17 protein-coding genes are annotated in these 17711 nt (G+C 60.4%); 2 read left to right on the top strand and 15 right to left on the bottom strand.

Going from position 1 to position 17711, the window contains the following annotated elements:
• Nucleotides 1-50 precede the first annotated feature (50 nt).
• The gene (locus QD336_RS20065; RefSeq protein WP_499171911.1) at nt 51-1055 is read right to left on the bottom strand and encodes a sugar ABC transporter substrate-binding protein; all 1005 of its coding nucleotides are present in this window, start codon (nt 1053-1055) and stop codon (nt 51-53) included.
• A gap of 373 nt (nt 1056-1428) precedes the next feature.
• Here QD336_RS20065 and QD336_RS20070 point away from each other — a divergent pair, with 373 nt between their 5' ends.
• The gene (locus QD336_RS20070) at nt 1429-2181 is read left to right on the top strand and encodes a helix-turn-helix transcriptional regulator (protein WP_499171912.1); all 753 of its coding nucleotides are present in this window, start codon (nt 1429-1431) and stop codon (nt 2179-2181) included.
• Nucleotides 2182-2211: 30 nt separating this feature from the next.
• Here the strand turns inward: QD336_RS20070 and QD336_RS20075 are convergent, their stop codons facing one another.
• From QD336_RS20075 to QD336_RS20110, 8 genes are all read right to left on the bottom strand, one after another.
• Nucleotides 2212-2862, bottom strand: coding sequence for a GntR family transcriptional regulator (locus QD336_RS20075; protein ID WP_269344650.1), 651 nt, complete (start codon nt 2860-2862; stop codon nt 2212-2214).
• A 23-nt stretch (nt 2863-2885) separates the two neighbouring features.
• Complete coding sequence (locus tag QD336_RS20080) at nt 2886-3977, bottom strand: ABC transporter ATP-binding protein (protein ID WP_499171914.1); 1092 nt, start codon at nt 3975-3977, stop codon at nt 2886-2888.
• Nucleotides 3970-5709 carry an ABC transporter permease gene (locus QD336_RS20085; RefSeq protein ID WP_499171915.1) on the bottom strand — a complete coding sequence of 580 codons (1740 nt, stop codon included), beginning with the start codon at nt 5707-5709 and terminating at the stop codon, nt 3970-3972. Before QD336_RS20085 ends, QD336_RS20080 begins: the two co-directional genes overlap by 8 nt.
• 52 nt (nt 5710-5761) lie before the next feature.
• The gene (locus QD336_RS20090; protein ID WP_499171916.1) at nt 5762-6853 is read right to left on the bottom strand and encodes an ABC transporter substrate-binding protein; all 1092 of its coding nucleotides are present in this window, start codon (nt 6851-6853) and stop codon (nt 5762-5764) included.
• 4 nt (nt 6854-6857) lie between these two features.
• A complete protein-coding gene (locus QD336_RS20095) occupies nt 6858-7703 on the bottom strand; it encodes an alpha/beta fold hydrolase (RefSeq protein WP_499171917.1) in 846 nt (281 codons plus the stop codon).
• Nucleotides 7704-7816: 113 nt separating this feature from the next.
• On the bottom strand, nt 7817-8485 hold the full coding sequence (locus QD336_RS20100) for an RraA family protein (RefSeq protein WP_499171918.1): 669 nt from the start codon (nt 8483-8485) through the stop codon (nt 7817-7819).
• Nucleotides 8482-9342 carry a carbon-nitrogen hydrolase family protein gene (locus QD336_RS20105; RefSeq protein WP_499171919.1) on the bottom strand — a complete coding sequence of 287 codons (861 nt, stop codon included), beginning with the start codon at nt 9340-9342 and terminating at the stop codon, nt 8482-8484. The genes QD336_RS20100 and QD336_RS20105 overlap by 4 nt, the downstream gene beginning before the upstream one ends.
• Nucleotides 9339-10256, bottom strand: coding sequence for a proline iminopeptidase-family hydrolase (locus QD336_RS20110; protein WP_499171920.1), 918 nt, complete (start codon nt 10254-10256; stop codon nt 9339-9341). The genes QD336_RS20105 and QD336_RS20110 overlap by 4 nt, the downstream gene beginning before the upstream one ends.
• Before the next feature lie 138 nt (nt 10257-10394).
• Here QD336_RS20110 and QD336_RS20115 point away from each other — a divergent pair, with 138 nt between their 5' ends.
• Complete coding sequence (locus QD336_RS20115; protein ID WP_499171921.1) at nt 10395-11171, top strand: HpcH/HpaI aldolase family protein; 777 nt, start codon at nt 10395-10397, stop codon at nt 11169-11171.
• A gap of 186 nt (nt 11172-11357) precedes the next feature.
• On the opposite strand, the gene QD336_RS20120 is transcribed toward QD336_RS20115, so the two are convergent.
• From QD336_RS20120 to QD336_RS20145, 6 genes are read right to left on the bottom strand one after another with little or no spacing between them, the layout of a single operon-like run.
• Nucleotides 11358-12305 carry a LysR family transcriptional regulator gene (locus QD336_RS20120; protein WP_269344633.1) on the bottom strand — a complete coding sequence of 316 codons (948 nt, stop codon included), beginning with the start codon at nt 12303-12305 and terminating at the stop codon, nt 11358-11360.
• Between the two features lie 49 nt (nt 12306-12354).
• Entirely contained in the window at nt 12355-13863 is a 1509-nt protein-coding gene (locus QD336_RS20125) for a carboxylesterase/lipase family protein (protein ID WP_499171922.1), read from the bottom strand.
• Nucleotide 13864: 1 nt separating this feature from the next.
• Nucleotides 13865-14653, bottom strand: a complete 789-nt coding sequence (locus QD336_RS20130) for an ABC transporter permease (protein WP_174024537.1) — start codon at nt 14651-14653, stop codon at nt 13865-13867.
• 8 nt (nt 14654-14661) lie between these two features.
• Entirely contained in the window at nt 14662-15537 is an 876-nt protein-coding gene (locus QD336_RS20135; RefSeq protein WP_499171923.1) for an ABC transporter permease, read from the bottom strand.
• On the bottom strand, nt 15537-16592 hold the full coding sequence (locus QD336_RS20140) for an ABC transporter ATP-binding protein (RefSeq protein WP_499171924.1): 1056 nt from the start codon (nt 16590-16592) through the stop codon (nt 15537-15539). The genes QD336_RS20135 and QD336_RS20140 overlap by 1 nt, the downstream gene beginning before the upstream one ends.
• Before the next feature lie 20 nt (nt 16593-16612).
• Nucleotides 16613-17686, bottom strand: coding sequence for an ABC transporter substrate-binding protein (locus tag QD336_RS20145; protein ID WP_499171925.1), 1074 nt, complete (start codon nt 17684-17686; stop codon nt 16613-16615).
• Nucleotides 17687-17711: the final 25 nt, after the last annotated feature.

Below are 17711 nucleotides of genomic sequence, written 5' to 3' on the forward strand. Positions count from 1 at the left end.
CAGGGCCTGAAGGCGCGAAGCGGCTGCATCGCGCCTTGCGGGTTCACGCCTCAGCCAATGCCGAGCTTTTTGGAGACCTCACTGACATTCCCCTTGTTGGCGATGAGCGCCGGTACGTAGGTTTCGCGCGGAAGGGTTTCGCCGGCCAGATAACGCGCGACATTGCGGATGGCCGTTCTGCCGAGTTCGGCTGGCTGCTGGGCGACATCGGCCGCAGCGGGAGAATTGGGATCCGCCACAAGCTGGAGAACCTCTGGGCTGCCATCAACACCATAGGTCTTGATTTCCGTGCGGCCCGCCGCAACCAGCGCCTGCGTTGCCCCGAGCTGCGGAATATCCCAGGCCGACCAGATCGCCTTGATCGAGCCCTTTTCCGGATATTTGCTCAGAATTGCGGTGATCTGGGTAAAGGCATCCTGCACCGTGTTCGGAATGACGTCGCGCAGTTCCGGCTGGATGATCTTCACCTTGGGGAAATATTTCGTGACGTTGACGAGCTGGTCATAACGGATGGCGCAGGGCGTCACGCCGTAAAAACCGTTGAACACGACGATATTGCCTTCGCCTCCGATATCGGAAACGAGCTGCAACGCCAGATCCTTGCCGATGCCCCAATTGTCGGATGTGGCATTGTTCAGCGAATTGGTCGAGCCGACATCGATGGTGAAGACGGGAATGCCCGCATCACGCGCCTTTTTCAGCCAGGGATCGATGACGCTCAAGGTGCCCAGAAGCTGCACGATCGCATCCGGTTTCTGGGCGATCAACGTTTGGAGCTGCGACACCAGCTTGCCGTCATTGCGGCTGGCGTCAACCGCGATCGGCTCACCGCCGAGACGCTTCACTTCCTCGATCTGGGCATTATAGGCCTGCAGATCGAAGAAATGATCCGTACCCGTGGCACTGATGCCGATACGCTTGCCCTTCAGGGAAAGCTCCTGCTCGGCGAAAGCCCTCGAACCGGAAGCGGCCTGCGTGCCGATGGCCGCAGCGGTGACCGCCGCCAGTTTCAGGAGGTTGCGGCGGTTAAACCCGGAGAAAATATCTTCTGTCATGTGCGTCCCCAAAATAGATGTAATCCATAAATAAAATATGGAATATGGCGCCAACAGACAGGATTTTCCAAATGCGGGCCGATGCGGGAAAATTTTAAGCCGGCGGGTGAGCTTGATTGGGCTCCACGGCAAGCAGATTGATTGAGCCTTGATTTCGCAATGCCAACGATAAGGCGGCGCGATCCATCGGGGGCTGAATGTCCGAACCGTTTGGTGTCGGCAGCAGGCATATGTGTTGATGCGAAGGAGCTTGTCGGGCGTATGAATATTCCTACGCATTCGATCTGCAAGAGTTGCCGAAGCTCATTGCGATGGTTCAAAGTTTCAGCATAAAATCATCAGGGGTGGAGTTTAGGCAAACGGCGGAATCGGGATGAAAAGCGCGCTTCAGGATCAAGGCAGAAGACGAAGCAATCAGCCACAGAACCTGGACGGTTTTTTCGACAGTGCCATGGTGGAGGCTACTGCATTCGGGCTTGAAGGCCTGATTTACGACTATACGCCCGTACCGTTCACGCCCGATGGACAAGTGGTGCCTCCGACCATCGTCGGTATGCGCAACATGCCCAAAGATATGGAATCCATGTGGTTTGACGGAGGGCTCTATCTTTCAGACCCGGTCCAGATTCTGGCGCTCAGATCAATCCAGCCACTCTATTGGTCTTATCATTTCGACGAACCATCGGTTCTGACACCCACGGCCCAGGGGGCGGTCGCGAACTATCTCCGGGACTCCGAAATGGCGCGCGGATTGACCGTACCGGTTCAGACCCCATCAAAAGGCTGCGCCACGGTAACCGGTTTCTGGCGACGACCGCCGGACAGGCAGGTTCTGGAAAGCCTGTTCGTGGCGGAGTTCATGTTGTTTGCCCACAAACTGCATGGAAAGCTGTTGGCAGAAGCCAGTCAGGAAGACCTGGCAACGGTTGCCGTGCGGCTGACCCCGCGCGAAACGGAATGTGTCCGCCTTTGCGCGGAGGGCATGTCGGACAAGCAGGTGGCATATGCGCTGGACCGCTCGATCTCGACTGTTGTGATGCATCTCCAGTCAGCCATGCGAAAGCTCGGAGCACGCAACAGGGCGCAGGCGATTGCCCGCGCCGCCCACTACGGAATATTGCAATAGATATTGCCTGGCGGGCCGGAGCGCGTTCTCCTATGCCTCGGCCGCATGCGCACGCCAGCGGTTAATGTGTCGACCAACGATTTCCGCGAGCTGCGGACCGTCGCGCCTGCGCAACGCCTCCACCATGTCGAAATGATCATCCGACGAGGCTTTCAGAGTGCTCGTGCTGACCCAGCCCGACCAGGAACCCGGCAGATCGCGTTCCCTCAGGTCATTGAGCAGGTTCGCCATCATCGTGTTGGCAAGCGAGGCATTCATGGTCCTGTGAAATTCGTGGTTGAGGCGTCGTAGTTCCACATACGACCCCACTTCGATGGCCTGTTCGAAAGCCGCCGCCGCCGAGGCGATTTTCTCGATATCACTCGATCGTATATCCTTGACCATGAGGAGCGCCGCTTCCCGCTCCAGAATGGTGCGGATCTCCGAAATCTGCGACCGTGCCTCGGTACTCGGCATCACCAGGCGGATACCGCGATTGGGCACATGCTCCGCCATGCCCATCAGCACCAGGTCGTCCAGCGACCGGCGTATCTGCGCCCGGGTTACACCGTAGGTCTCCTGCAGATCAACCTGCCGCAACCACTCACCGGGGCGATAGGTGCCCACCAGAACATCCGAACGGATACGCTCGGTAAGCGGGCGTACCACTTCGGCCGGTTTCGCCGTTTCCGGCCTATCCAAATCTCTGTCCTTGCCGCTGTTCATCAGGTCTTGTCTTTCGCGCGTTCATCCGGCGGGAAAATAAGCGCATTCGCCCGATCGATCCAGATACTACCTTGTCCTTCAGGCGCCGGCCGGATTGCCTGAAGACGAAGACGGCATTCTCCGAGAAAGGCTTCCTGCTCAAAACGGTCGCCGAGATAATTCGCGGGACCGAAGTGAACGAGAAGGCGATTTGCATCTGGCACCTCGGCCAGCCGGATATTCTGGGGCCGCACCGCAACGACAGCCGGGCTGCCCGACTGGAGCGGCAATGGCGCAACTCCACGAATGGCCTGCCCGTCCCCGAACGTGATGACCGCCTGTTTCTCGGAAACCTCCGAAACAGACCCGCCCGCAATCAGATTGGCACTGCCGATGAAACTCGCCGAGAAGGGATGTACAGGCCTTTCATAAATATCCTGCGGGGTGCCCATCTGAATGATATGGCCTCCGCGCATCACCACGATCCGGTCGCTCATCGATAGCGCCTCTTCCTGATCATGGGTGACATAGATCGCGGTCAGGCCAAGCTCGCGTTGAATGCTCTTCAGCCAGACGCGTGCTTCCTGACGAAGCTGGGCATCCAGATTGGACAGTGGCTCGTCCAGCAGAAGCAGTGCCGGGCGGAACACCACCGCGCGCGCCAGGGCCACACGCTGCTGCTGCCCACCGGACAATTCGCCGGGATAACGTTTTGCATAGGCGGTCAGTCCGACAAGTTCGAGCGCCTCGCCTACCCGCCGGTTTCGCTCGGACGCCTCGACCTTCCGCAGCTTGAGAGAGAGGCCGACATTGTCTTCCACCGTCATGTGGGGCCAGAGCGCGTAGGACTGAAAAACGACGCCAAACCCCCGTGCCTCGGGCGGAAGCGCAATTCCCGTAACGGCATCGAATAATGTGCGGCCCGCAAAGCTGATGCGGCCATGAGTCGGCTGATCGAGGCCGGCGATCGCCGCAAGCGTCGTGGATTTGCCGCAGCCTGACGGACCAAGCAGGGTGAGAAACTCTCCGGCGCCGACCGTGATGTTGATGTTGTCTATGGCGTTGATGGCGCCATAGCTGCGGGTGAGATCGGAAAGGACGAGATCAGTCATAGAGTTTTACCCGGAAAACGAGCCGCGTCGCGACGAGGAAGAGAGCAATGAGAACCATCTGAAGCGTTGCAAAGGCGGCGGTTACACCGACATCACCATTTGTCCAGAGGCTGAGCATCGTCACGCCCATCACTTCCAGCCCGGGAACGATGAGGAAAATGGCGATGATGTAGGACTTGAGGTGGAAGATGAACAACAGCACGAAGCTGCCCAGCATGGCCGATCGCAGAAGGGGCACCATGACGATGCGCATCGAACTGAACCAGTTCGCCCCCACCGTGCGCGCCGCCTTGTCGAGATCCGCGCTGATCTGGATGACGGCGGGCTGTATGGCGCCGAGCGCGAGCGGCAGCGTCGCCATGACGTAAGCGAGGACGAGTATCCACAGGCTGCCACGCAGCCAGCCCAACGGTGCGAAGATGACGGTCGCGTAGAAGATACCCAGTCCGGTGATGAGGCCGGGGATGACGCGTGGCGAATAGGCAAGCGTCTCCAGCGTGCGTTTGAACGGAAAGTCCGACCGCTGAATGAGCAACGCCACCATCACCGCCAGTATCGTTCCCGCCGACGCGGAAAAGAAAGACACGAAGAAGGTGTTGCGGATCGCCCGGACGAAAGCCTCCGAAGCCAGCAACGTATTGAAATTCTTCAACGTCAACGTGGTCCAGGGTGCGACGAGCGGCGAAAGGAAGGTGGTGAATGCGCGCAGAACAACACCGAAGACCGGCACGATGACGAGGAAGAAAGCCAGCAGTGCCACGATGACGACAATCGGCCACTTCAAGCTGCCGAGCCTCAGGAGAGCCGGACGGCTGCCCTTGCCTTTCACCGTCTCGTAGCGATGGCTGTTCTGCAGCAGCAACCGCTGGACAAACAGTGTCGCCGCCACGAGCACGACGAGAAGCAGGGAGGAGGCCGCAATCAGACCATGGTCCGGGTCGCTTGCCGCAATGCCCTGATGATAGAGGAATGTCGACAGCGTTTCGATCCGTGCAGGTCCGCCGAGAAAAAGCGGGATGGACAGCGTTTCGACCGCAATGATGAGGTTGAGCGCGGCGGACGTTATGATCGAGGGGATCATCAACGGTAGGGTCACGCGCGCCAGGACATTCAAGGGACGGGCACCGACCGTGCGCGCCGCATGTTCAAGCGCGGGGTCGACGGATCGAACGGCGCCATAAAGACAATAGAGATAGGCGAGCGGAATCTGCGACACGCCAGCGACAATCCCCATACCCGTCAGGGAATAGAGGTTCCAGGGTGCCCCGCCCAGCATGCGCGCGAGCCATTGGGTCACAAATCCGGACGGACCATACATGATGACCCACCCCATGCCGAAGATCAGGTGGGAAAGGTAAAGCGGCCACATCAGGACGCCGCCTATCCATTGTCTGCCGGGAAGATCGGTGCGCCCGAGGAGCAGGGCGGCCGCCACGCCGCCGACCTGCGCGATGACGACGGTGATCACGGCGAAGACAGCCGTTGTGCCAAGAACCGAAACGAGCTGCTCAGACCCGAAGAGCTTGCCTAAATTGGCGAAGGTAAAGACCCAGCCTTCGGAATAAAGCGGCCGATCGATAAAAACCTGAACGGCGATGGGAATTGCCGGCGCCAGCATGAGGATCGCCGTCACGACGAAGATCAGCAGCTGAATGAGCCGTGAGTAGTCCGGCAAGGTTGACGGCGCCTCCCCTTGAGGGATCGCCGAAGAAATACGAGGGCTGCGGCCCATGATTGTACATCCTTTTGTCAGGGTCCGGCGCGACATCACGCCGGACCGTCAATCACATTTTGAAAGCAGCGCCCCAGCGGGCCGAAAAGGCCGCATTGCCATCGATCATCTTTCGGTCGTAGCTGATCATCAGCAGGTTCTGTTTTCCGCCCACGGCCTTGGCCACCTCGTCCAGCGAATAGGACAGGTCTCCCTCCGCGACAAAGCCGGGGCGATATGGCGTGAGCTTTCCGGCGGCAACCGCCGCCTGGCCTGCCTCGGAGAGAAGGAAATCAAGGAAAACCTTGGCCGCGGCCGGGTGCGCAGCCTTGGCGGTTATGCCCATGCCGCGCGGAAAAATGACGGTGCCATCCTTCGGGAAATTCCAGCCGATGATGTCACCAAGCCCGTCGGCGATCTTGCTGAACACCACCGGCCCGGAGACAAAATAGGCCGAAGAGAGTTCTCCGCTCAACGTGCGCTCGATCATGCCACCCGCACCGCCGCCGGGCTTGATGGATGGGCCAGCCTTTTCGAACCAGCCCCAGGCCTTGTCGCCATATCGCTCCACCAGGGCGTAATTGAGCGCACCACCGAAGGCATAACGGCCGTCATAGGTCCCGATCTTGCCGGAAAACACCTCCGGATGCGCGGAGATATTGGCGAAATAGGCCTCCATGCTGTCGACCTGAAGCTCCGCCGGAACCGTCAGCTTGTTGTAGATGGTCACCATGGGGTCAGCGGAGAATGTATAAAGGCCGGCGTGCGGATAGCTCCATTCGGGCAGTCTTTCCCGTTCCGGCGAATTATAGTCGGTTAAAAGGCCATCCTTGATCGCGCTCATCCAGTCGACGATCGTGCTGGAGATCAGGAGATCGGCAGATTCAACACCGCTCCCCACCTCGGCACGATAGCGGGAAAAGGCTTCGGAAGGTCCCATTTCCAGGCTCCCGACCTTGATGTCCGGATAGGCCTTGTTGAAAGCCTTGATAACCGGCGCGATATTGTCTTCGCTGAGGTTCGTGTAGATGCGCAGGCTGCCCTCGGCTTTCGCCTCCGCAACGAGTTTGGAATAGCTGGCAGGATAACCCGCCGGCACATCCTGCGCCTTGACGGCACCGGCGGTGAGTATGACGGCGGCAGTCAGAAGATATCTGTATTTCACGGCTTCATTCCCCTTTTTTTATCAGCGATGTCTGGCATTCCCCGGCATCGATCCATCGCGCGATCAACTCCGCGGCTTTCAAGGTGACGGGCCTGAGTTCATGACCCACACCCTCGATTTCATGGAGAACGGTCTGAATATCGTGGCTCCGGAAGCTTTGGCTCAGGCTGTGCGCACGCTCCAGACGACTGGCCCCGGCCACGCCTTCGTAAAGGGATCCATGCGGGGCACCGGCGGGCCGCGCGACGAGGCCGCCTGCCCGGTCTTCCGATCCGATGATGATCCCGACCGGAAGCTTGCGTAGCGAAGCAATATCGGTTGCACGGCCAATCGCCGCGGCAGCGCCGCCAAGCCCCGGCCACCATTCGAGCGTTTCATCAAGCAGCGTCACGTTTCCGGGTGAGGCGACAACAAGCCCTGACAGTTCCGATGCACAAAACAGCGCATATCGATGGGCAAACTGCGCACCGCCCGAAAATCCGAAGAGATAGACGCTGCCAAAACCTCCGCCCAGCCGCGAGGCTGCGGCAATCATGGATTTCGTCACCGAAATATAATCGATACCGGCCGACACCAGGAATTTATAACCGTCGGAATGATCCTCTCCGTCGATCTCGGAGGCAAAGAGAGGTGCAAGAATGGAGACCGCCCTCCCCCCAAGCCCTTCGCGCATGGCCTCGAGCATGCCGGCTGCATCGCGATCGGAGCCGTGAGCGACAATGACCAGAGGCGCCTTGGCCGCGCTCGGATCGGCCCCTTTCTCAACAGGAGCGCCTGCCGGAGAAAACAGGAAACCGAAACGCGGCTCACCGTCGGTAAACGCATGGATCGGGCTCGTCGAAAACGTCACGTCGTTCTTGCTCCTGTTGGCCCAAGCAATCTGAACTTCTCAAACCAATAAGGCAAACAAAATTGGCGCCAATTTTGTTTGCGGAAACTGAGGCGGGTGCCGTTGCTCATATTCTAGCGACCTTCGACCATGGTGGTTGCCCCGGAAATATCGCAGAGGCGCTCACCGCGCCGCAGGCGTGCAATAACGGATGCCTCGTTCTCTTGCATGGCAATTGCGCGCGAACAGATCGGCATGATCTGTTCCGGTTTCAGCAGCACGACGCCATTTTCGTCACAGAGAACGCCATCGCCTGGCATCACCGATATTCCGCCGACGCTGACCGGGATGTTGATGGCACCACCGAGGCCGACGAATTTCGTCGTTTTCGACGAGGTTCCACGACACCAGACGGGCATATCGTGACTGCGTATCTCGGCAAAATCGGTCGCTCGCCCATCGATGACGGCGGCGGCAACGCCGGCCAGCTTGGCCGCGAGGGTGACCACTCCGCCCCAGCAGGCATGCGTATCATCGCCAGCGCGATCAATGATGAGGATATCCCCGGGGCGAACCATGGACAGCGCATAATGCAATGTCGCCGAGTCCATGCCCGGAATGCGAACCGTGAACGCCGTGCCGGCCACACGCTTGCCGGTAACCACCGGGGCCAGAGCCGGATCACAGAAACCATCATGCAGGATATGGCCGATGGTTGCCGTTTCAGTCCGCGACATCAGGTCGACAAGATCAGATGAAAGCGGCGCTGCGGGCGGGTTGACCTGATAAAGCGACGCCGTCATGAGAGACTTCCAGCAAACACGGTCATTGTCGGCCGCAGATCCCGGCCCTGGGTGAGACCGGGCAAACGACGGCGGGTTTCCTCCACCTCAGCCGGATCGATATCTGCGACAATGACACCGGGCTCTTCACCCAGTGAAGAAATAACCTCTCCGAACGGAGAGACAATCATGGCATGACCATGCGTATGCACACCATCCCGCGTACCGCACTGAGCCGCAGCAACGACATAGCTTCCGGTTTCGATCGCACGCGCCCGCAGGAGAGTTTCCCAATGCGCCGGCCCGGTAACAGGCGAGAAGGATGCCGGGATCATCAGCACATTTGCACCCGCGGTGGCCAGCATCCGGAAGAGCGCGGCAAACCGCACATCATAGCAGATCGACAATCCGAGCCTGACATTTGAGGCGCCGAGATCGACAACGACAGGCGGGCCCTCGCCCGGCTGCACGGCCCGTGATTCCCGGAAATCATGCCCATCGCCGAGCTTCACGTCGAAGGTGTGCAGCTTGTCGTAACGCGCAACGATGTCTCCCGTGGGAGAGATGACGTGGGTGCGGTTCCAGATGCGCGTACCGTCTTCCGTTCTGATCAGAAGCGAACCGTCGTGCAGCCATATTCGCAGTTCGGCGGCCAGTCGGCGGCAAAGCGCCAGGGTCGTATCGTCATCTTCGGCAACGCAGGTACCGGCATACTGCATATTATCCTTCAACAGGATATTGGCGGCTTCCGGCAGACTGACAATAGTCGCTCCCAGCCCGGCCGCCTCACGGACGAACCCTTCAATGGCGCGGTTATTCGATGCGACATCTGCGGTGCTGCACATCTGGATGGCGGCAAAACGGGTGGCGGTGGTCATGCGGAAACCCTCAGGTCGTGTTGGCTCAGAAATCCTTCAACGGCAGCCATGGTATCGGCGCGCTCCTCCAGATGACACATATGCGCGGAGTTCGGCATCACGATCTGCTGCGCATTCGGAATGAGTTGCACGAAGGGCTCAACGCAGGCCTGCGTCGCTTCGTCATGATAACCGGACATGACGAGCGTCGGTACGGCAACACGGTGAAGCCGGTCATCCACGGTCCAGTTCTTCAGCGTTCCGATGACGTGGAACTCCGTCGGTCCGTTCATCGCATGATAGACGGTGGGGTCTTCCGCCAGCGCCCGGAAGGTTCGCACCACATCGTCGGGCCAGGGGTCGAGGCGGCACACATGACGCCGATAGAAGACATCGCTTGCCGCCTGATAGTCCGGATGATCATAGGTGCCGTCCGCCTCGTGGCGTGCAAGCATCTCCTGCACGTCGAGCGGTAGGGCCTTGCGCAATCTCAGCGCCTCGGCCACCCAGACCGGCATGGAGGATGGTGAGGACGCAATGACGAGGGCATTGAGCCCCTCCGGGCGCCGGACCGCATGTTCCGCTGCCAGCATTCCACCCCATGACTGTCCAAGCAGATTATAGCGCTGCCCGATGCCCAGGTGGCGCAGCAGATTGTCCAGTTCATCGAGAAACAGATCGACGGACCAGAAACCCTTGGGCACATCGCGCAGGTGAGTCGAGCGGCCATTTCCGATCTGGTCATAATGAATGACGCAACGGCCACTCTGCGCAATGTCTGCGAAAGACAGCACGTAATCATGGGTGCAGCCGGGGCCACCATGGGCCACGATCAGCGGCACCTTATCGGAATTCAGGTTTCCCGTCACTTGAAACCAGGTCTTGTATTCCCGAAAAGGGGCATATCCCTCAAGGACTTCAGGCCTCTGCTGCATCAATATGTCATCCGTGTGAGTTCAATATGCCCACAGCATGCCAGCGCTGAAACGGGCTGCCTACCTGCAAAGAATTACAGGATTGCGTCCCGCGCCAACGCGCGCTCTTTTCGCCAGAAACCCTCTGGAGACGCAAGCATGCCTGAAACCGATCGCCCCGATCTCCGCGCGCAATTGCACTCCGGCGCAAAGGTGCAGGGCGCATTCCTGTTTTTGGCCTCTCCCGACGTGGGGGAAATCATGGCGCTGGCGGGTTACGGCGCGCTCGTCATAGACAGGGAACATGCGGCAGCCGGCCTTTACGGCGCATTGCACGAGTTGCGCGCAATAAAGTCCGTAAGCACCGTGCCAGTGCTTGTGCGCGTGCATGGCGCCTCGGCGGCGGACATCAAACCGCTACTGGATGCCGGGTTCGACGGCATCGTCGCGGCGGATGTCCGTTGCGCGGAACAGGCACGCGTACTCGTCGAAGCCACCCATTATCCACCTCTCGGACGACGTGGCGCCCAGTTCACGGTCTCCCGTGCCGCGCGTTACGGCCTGGACCGGCTCACCTATGTGGAACAGGCCCGATCCCGGACACTGGTTGTCGCCATGATCGAATCGCGCGAAGGAGCCGAAGCGATCGATGCCATTACGGCGGTCGAAGGCATCGATATGCTGTTCATCGGCCCGCTCGATCTCACCTCCGGCTTCGGGCCTTATGGCGATCTCGGTTCGAGCGAACTCAAAAAAGCGATTGCCCATATCGAGGAACGCGTTCTCGCATCCGGCCGGTTGCTCGGCGGTGCGGCAATCGACCCTTCGGATCTCGGCGACATGTTTGATCGAGGCTACAGCCTCGTGACAACTGCAAGCGATACAGGCCTGCTCACACAGGCATCGAGGGCGGCGTTACGGCCGAAGACAAGTTAAAACATGCCCCGAGCAGACCGGGACTGACGTCGAATGCCGTCTTGCCGATCGGTGGAATGGCGCCTGTTGGGCTGATCACGATGAGTGGACTGGAACGGGTGTAGAAGTTCGCTCAACAGATGGACTGCCCCTCAAGGCGGGAGGCGAGAGATGCCGAACAATCGAAACGCCCGCATCTGGGAAAACTCAATCAAATAATTGGATTTGCGATATTTTATCGTACACCACCGCTTGCGGTATGTCCGCCACCATTCGCCTTGCGGTGGCCACCAGTTGCTCCACCTCGAAAATGACCGGCCGGCCGGCCGCCGTGACGAGGCCCCACTGGAACGGTATGTGGAATGAAAGAGGCAGAACGCGGACACCCTCCACCGGCAGGCCCCAGAGGGTGATCGATTCGACGATGGCGATGCCGAGCCCCATGCGCGCAAGCGAAAGGGAAACATAGGTCGCATTGCTGTCGATCACGGAGGACAGGTCGACGCCGAGATTGGAAAGCACATCGTTGATCCGCATACGAAGGCGGAAGGGATTTGCAGACGCTATAAGCCGATGTCCGGCGAGGTCTTCCGCGGAGATCACCGCCTTTTGCGCCAACGGGTGATCCTCCGCAACCACGGCCACGCATGGCACCTCCCCCAGCCAGTGGATGTCGATGCCGGGATTGTCGAGCGGAAGACTGACGGCGCCCAGATCCGCCGTCCCCGCCATCACCGCCTGCACGACATTTTCCGAGGAAATGCTCTGCAGATGCACGTGATCGGGAAACCTGTCGGCCGGTAGGGCGGCAAGCGCCTTCGGCAAAAGGCTGGCCGCAATCGCCGGGATCGACGCCACCTCGATGGCCGTACGGCGCGCGCCTTGAATGCGCCTTGCGCTTTCGCTGATCGTTCTGAGGCCACCGAGGAACAGTTCCGCCTGGGCGAAAAAAGCGACGCCCTTTTCGGTGGGGGCGATGCGGGGTCCGTTGCGATGCAGCAGCGCAAAACCGATTTCGCCCTCCAGGTCCTGGATGAGGCGCGTCACGACGGGTTGGGATTTGCCCAGCGCTTTTGCTGCACCCGTAATGCTGCCGATCGAAACCACAGCCACGAAAGCCTCGAGTTGCCGTGTATCGAGATAGTCAGACACCATTTTCCACTCCGCCCCGAGACCTGTGTTTCTTCGTCATCGTCACCAAGCGCTATACCGACCGACGATCTTCATGACCAGCCGGCAGCCAGAGCGCCTCGCGCCCGTCGAAAGGATCGAGAGTGACACCAAACCCTGTTGGCCCCGCCCGCAGAACCATCGGCTTTTCGGCATGATAAAGCGGCCAAGTGCCGTTTGGCGCGGTCGGCCGTGCGCCCGTGATGAATGAGGCCCACAGATCATGGATCGCTCTTGCGAAGCCCGCATCCGGCACGCGCTGCCTCTCCGGCAGGTCGCGGCTGTTTGAGCCATCGCGATACCAGACGGAACCGACTTCCGCCCCATGCGGCGCACCCAGTTCATTGGCACCCAAAGAGCCGTAGAGATATTTATAGACCGGGTTGAAGCGGGCATGCAGCTTGGCGAAACGGATCGCTGGAAGCTGGAAGACCAGATCGCCGGCAACCGCGCGCCAGATGCCGCGTGGGCTGTGGCCTGGCAAGGCGGCGCGATAGCGCTCCACAATGCCGGAACCGCTGTGGCCACAGGGCAAAACACGCTCATGCAGCAGCTTTGCGCAGAGCGCGAAATCTATTTCCGGCTGCACCGTCGCATGGGTGACGTATTCTCCGGTCGTGCAGCCGATCATCATCGGCACGGCGGCGGTGCGCCCTGCCTGCGCGGCAGTTTCCGGATGTTCGGGCAGGGTCACCCCGTCGACGACAGGCACAAAGGGCACGCCGAGCATCGCGGCCGCCCCGTCGCGGGCAAAATCATGTTGCTCATAGGACTGGTTGCAGAGATCGCGCTGGATTTCGAGCAGCCTCTGCATGGGAAGCTCGGCAAGCGACGCATCGTCCGTTTCCGCCGCCGCCCGAAAGCGGCGCGAAAGCTTGGCGGCATCCTCTTGCGAGGCGATCGCCGTGCTTGCACCGCTTTGCGGCATGGCCCGGTGAAAAAGCCCCTGCGCACGCGGCATGGCCATTAGCGTCGCGACCGCGAAGCCGCCTGCCGAGCGCCCCGCGAGGGTCACCCGTTCAGGATCACCACCAAAGGCGGCAATAGTGTCGCGCACCCATTCGAGCGCGGCCACAAGATCGAGCAGACCGCGATTATCGGGTTTTCCCTCGACATGGAGGAAGCCGAGTGCACCGAGGCGAAAATTGACGGTAACTTCGACGATGCCGCTTGCCGCGAAAGCACCGCTTTGCAGCACCGGCTCGTTTGCAGAACCGACCGCATATCCACCGCCATGGATCCAGAAGAGCACCGGCGCCCGGCCAGCAGGATCCGGCGTGCGGATATTGAGCGTCAGGAAATCCTCGCCGAAGGCCAGTTTCGAGGTGGCGGCGGTGCCTACCGGACCGTAAGTGGGAATTTGCGGGCAGACGGGCCCAAGCCGGGTGGCGTCCCGCGTGCCCTGCCATGGCAGGACTGGCTGCGGAGCTTCGAAGCGGCGTTCCGGCGTGACAGGCGCGGCATAGGGCACACCGAGAAAGGCGTGAATTCCGTTTTCCCTGACACCCTGCAGCGCACCGGCCGCGATTTTTACCTTCGTCATGTCACAACACCTTGCGCAACCCGATCAACCGCTCGACCGCCACCACGACGATAACCGAAATCAGAATGAGGATGACGGAGAGAGCGGCAATCTGCGGATCGGTGGAGTATTCCAGATAGTGATAGATTTCCGTCGGCAGCGTCGAGGATTTGACCGAAACGATGAAGAGCGAGATCGTCGCTTCATCGAAGGAAATCAGGAAGGCGATGACAGCCCCGGCGATGAGGCCGGGCCGGACCAGCGGCAGGGTGATGCGCCACAGCACCATGGCCGGCGATGCGCCATGAACGCGCGCCGCCTCCTCGATACGGCGATCCACCGCCATCAGGCTCATGGTGATGGTGCGCACCGTATAGGGCGTGGTGATGCCGAGATGGGCGAGGAAAATGCCGGTATAGCTGTCGAGCAGGCCAAGCGGCCCGAGCACCAGCATCACGCCGACGGCAAGCACGATATGCGGTACGAGGAAGGGTGCGAGGATGAGGAAATTGATCGCGCCCTTGCCACGGAATTCATGCCGTGACAGCGCCAGCGACAGAAGCAGCCCCGCGAAGATCGAGACGAAACCGACAAGCAGGCCAATGCCGAGGCTGCGCCAGAAGGCGCCGATAAATTTGGCATTGGCGAAAACCTTGGCATAGGAGCCGAAGGACAGGCTTTCCGGCGGAAAAGCCAGATATTGCCGCGTATCGAAGGAAATGATCAGGACGACGATGATCGGCGCCAGAAGAAACAGGTAAAGCAGTGTCAGCAGAAGCGCGTGGGCGAGACGTCCGAATTTTGCGTCCATGGCCGGCCTCACGTCTCAAGCGCGCGCATGGCGCGCTGGTAAATCACGATCACGCTGCCGAACAGCACGAGCAAAAGCACCGAAAGCGCCGCCGCCAGAGGCCAGTTCAGCGTCACCGTCGCTTCGTTATAAACCTCCGTGCCGATGACGAAGACGCGGCCGCCGCCCATCAGGCGCGGCGTGACGAAAGAGGAAATCGCCAGCACGAAGACGAGAAGTGCGGCGGTGAGAACGCCGGGCAGCGAAAGCGGCAGCACGATGCGGGTGAAGACGCGCAGGCGGTTTGCGCCCAGCATGGCGGCGGCCTCCTCCAGCTGTGTGTTCAGCCGGCCGAAGCCGCTCAGCATCGCCAGGATCGCGTAGGGCATCAGGATTTCGATCAGCGCGACGGTTGCGCCGAAATAATTATTGGTCAGACGGATGACGCCGTCCGTCAGTCCGGAGGATTGCAGCGCCGTGTTGATGACGCCCCTGTCCCCCAGAATGACCATCCAGCCATAGGTGCGCACCACCGAGGAGGTGAGAAGCGGGGCAACGGCAAGTGCCGTCAGCACCCCGCGCCAGCGGCTTTGGGTGCGGGCGAGGAAAAGTGCGATAGGATAAGAAAAAACGACCGTGAAAATGGCGACATTCACGCCGAGATAAAGCGTGTTCCAGGCAATCTTCCAGTAAAACGGGTCGAACAGCACGGTTCTGTAGGATTCGAGCGTCCAGTCGCCGCCGCGAAGTGCGGCCATGGACGAGGATGCGAATGAGGCGCGCACCAGCCAGATGAGCGGCAACAGAAACGTCGTCAACAGTGCGACGAGGCCCGGCAGAAGCAGGAGAAGCAAAACGCCGCGATGCGACGTGCCGCCACCGGAAGCATGGCTTGCCGACGCCATCAGGCCGCCTCCCCGATCAGCGTCACATCCTCGGGCGCAACGGAAAGCGTCACCCGCTCACCCTTCGCCGGCAAGGCAGCGGCATGGGTGGGCAGATCGGCCTGAAGGCGATGATCGCCGGCGCGCACGCCAAGCGTCAGCATCTGCCCGCGATAGGTGACGTGCTCGACGATGCCCGAGAAAGCATTGACGCCATCGCCAAGGAGAAAGCGATGCGGGCGAACCAGAAACCGCGCCTTTTGGCCAACCGGGACAGTGCCCGAGAAATGCAGGAAGCCGAGGCCGGGAATCTCGGCGCGGCCCGACGCAACCACGGTGCCCGCAAGGAACGAGCCGGCGCCAATGAAGGAGGCGACAAAATCCGTTTTTGGGCGGTCGAAAATCTCGCGCGGCGTGCCGATCTGCTCCAGCCGCCCTTCAGACATGACGGCGAGCCGATCGGCCATGGACAGGGCCTCGTCCTGATCATGCGTCACGAAAATACTGGTGACGCCGGTGCGGTTCTGGATATCGCGGATTTCATCGCGCATCTCGTCGCGCAGCTTGGCATCGAGATTGGAGAGCGGCTCGTCGAACAGCAGCAGAGCGGGTTCGATGACGAGAGAGCGGGCGATGGCCGCCCGCTGCTGCTGGCCGCCGGAAAGCTGGGAGACGCGCCTTTCGCCGAAACCGGAAAGCTTGACCAGATCGAGCGCCTTCGCCACCCGCTCCTTGCGCTCGGACTTTGCAATGCCGCGCATTTCCAGCCCGAAGGCGATGTTTTCGGCAACATTCATATGCGGAAACAGGGCATAGGCCTGAAAGACCATGCCCATATTGCGCCTGTGCACCGGGGTTGCGGAAATATCGCGACCGTCCAGCCGGATTTCACCCGAGGTTACCGGAATGAGGCCGGCGATCATGCGCAGGATCGTCGTCTTGCCGCAGCCGGAAGGCCCCAGCAGCGCCAGCATTTCCCCGCGCGGCAGGGAAAGGCTGACGTGATCCACGGAGGGCTTGAGGGCGCCCGGATAGGTCTTCACGAGATTGTCGATCTCGACATGATGATCGGCCATGGCGTCCTCTGCTTCCTGTCTCAATTCGCCGCGATGACCTCGCGGTTGATCCGCTGTATCCACGCCGAATATTTGTCCGCCACGAAGTTCCAGTCGAGAGAAGACTGCGCGGCCTGGGCCTCCTTGCTGCCGTAGATGCGGGCGGCAACGGGTTCGCTGAGCGCGACCTTGCTGTTGACCGGACCGTAGAAGCTCTTTTCGGCAAAGGTCGCCTGTGCCTCGGCGCTCAGCGCATAATTGACGAAGAGTTCGGCAGCCTCCTTGTTGGCGGAGCCTTCGACCAGACCGATCGTGTTCGTCTGGCCGATGGAGCCTTCCTTCGGCAGGGCAATGCCGATCTTGCCGCCCTGCGTGTCGTGCAGATATTGCGCGCGGCCGTTCCAGCAGATGGAGAGATCAACTTCGCCGCTCTGCACCACCGCATAACAATCCGGCGCAGGTTCGAAGGTCGAGACGCTCGGCGCAACTTCCTTCAGGAAATCGATGGCCGGATCGACGGAGGTCTTGTAGTCCCCGCCCTTCAGCTTGGTGAGGATCGGCAGCAGGATGACGCCGCGCGTATCGGAAAGCTTGGCGGCGATCTTTCCCTTGTATTTCGGATCGGCGAGATCAGCCCAGCTTGTCGGCGGCTCCTTCACTGCGTCGGTATTGTAGAGGATAGCCAGATTGTCCTGCGAGAAGGCGACGGCGCGGTCACCGTCGATGCGCGCCCATTCCGGCTGTTCGGCAAGGTTCGGCACCCTGGCGGGATCAAGCTTGGTGAACAGCTCTTCCTTGTTCGCCTTGATCGCAACCGAAACGTCGATCAGGGCGACGTCGACCTTCGGCTCGGCGCGCTGAAGGGTGAGAAGCGCCAGCGTTTCGGCCGAATTCTTGCTCTGCTGATAATTCACCTCGATGCCGGGATGTTTGGCCTTGAAGGCGTCGATGATGAATTTCTGATAATTATCCGCAAAGACGCCGGAGAAACCGACGATGTTGACGGTGCCCTTCGTCGCATCCTGTGCGAAGACGGTACCCGAGAGCGATGCGATCCCGGCGGCAACGATGCCGACGACGAGAGCGGCCTTGCGGCGCTGATGAGCATTTTTCATTTCAGTTGCCTCCGTTTGTTTTTGA

Source organism: Rhizobium sp. BR 250 (assembly GCF_047445855.1).
In the GTDB taxonomy this organism is placed as follows: Bacteria; Pseudomonadota; Alphaproteobacteria; order Rhizobiales; family Rhizobiaceae; genus Agrobacterium; species Agrobacterium tumefaciens_I.

Coding starts and splice junctions, on each gene's coding strand:
- QD336_RS20115 (WP_499171921.1), top strand. CDS start 10,395: ATGCCTGAAACCGATCGCCCCGATCTCCGCGCGCAATTGCACTCCGGC.
- QD336_RS20145 (WP_499171925.1), bottom strand. CDS start 17,686: ATGAAAAATGCTCATCAGCGCCGCAAGGCCGCTCTCGTCGTCGGCATC.
- QD336_RS20130 (WP_174024537.1), bottom strand. CDS start 14,653: ATGGACGCAAAATTCGGACGTCTCGCCCACGCGCTTCTGCTGACACTG.
- QD336_RS20140 (WP_499171924.1), bottom strand. CDS start 16,592: ATGGCCGATCATCATGTCGAGATCGACAATCTCGTGAAGACCTATCCG.
- QD336_RS20085 (WP_499171915.1), bottom strand. CDS start 5,709: ATGGGCCGCAGCCCTCGTATTTCTTCGGCGATCCCTCAAGGGGAGGCG.
- QD336_RS20065 (WP_499171911.1), bottom strand. CDS start 1,055: ATGACAGAAGATATTTTCTCCGGGTTTAACCGCCGCAACCTCCTGAAA.
- QD336_RS20110 (WP_499171920.1), bottom strand. CDS start 10,256: ATGCAGCAGAGGCCTGAAGTCCTTGAGGGATATGCCCCTTTTCGGGAA.
- QD336_RS20120 (WP_269344633.1), bottom strand. CDS start 12,305: ATGGTGTCTGACTATCTCGATACACGGCAACTCGAGGCTTTCGTGGCT.
- QD336_RS20125 (WP_499171922.1), bottom strand. CDS start 13,863: ATGACGAAGGTAAAAATCGCGGCCGGTGCGCTGCAGGGTGTCAGGGAA.
- QD336_RS20100 (WP_499171918.1), bottom strand. CDS start 8,485: ATGACGGCGTCGCTTTATCAGGTCAACCCGCCCGCAGCGCCGCTTTCA.
- QD336_RS20135 (WP_499171923.1), bottom strand. CDS start 15,537: ATGGCGTCGGCAAGCCATGCTTCCGGTGGCGGCACGTCGCATCGCGGC.
- QD336_RS20070 (WP_499171912.1), top strand. CDS start 1,429: ATGAAAAGCGCGCTTCAGGATCAAGGCAGAAGACGAAGCAATCAGCCA.
- QD336_RS20080 (WP_499171914.1), bottom strand. CDS start 3,977: ATGACTGATCTCGTCCTTTCCGATCTCACCCGCAGCTATGGCGCCATC.
- QD336_RS20105 (WP_499171919.1), bottom strand. CDS start 9,342: ATGACCACCGCCACCCGTTTTGCCGCCATCCAGATGTGCAGCACCGCA.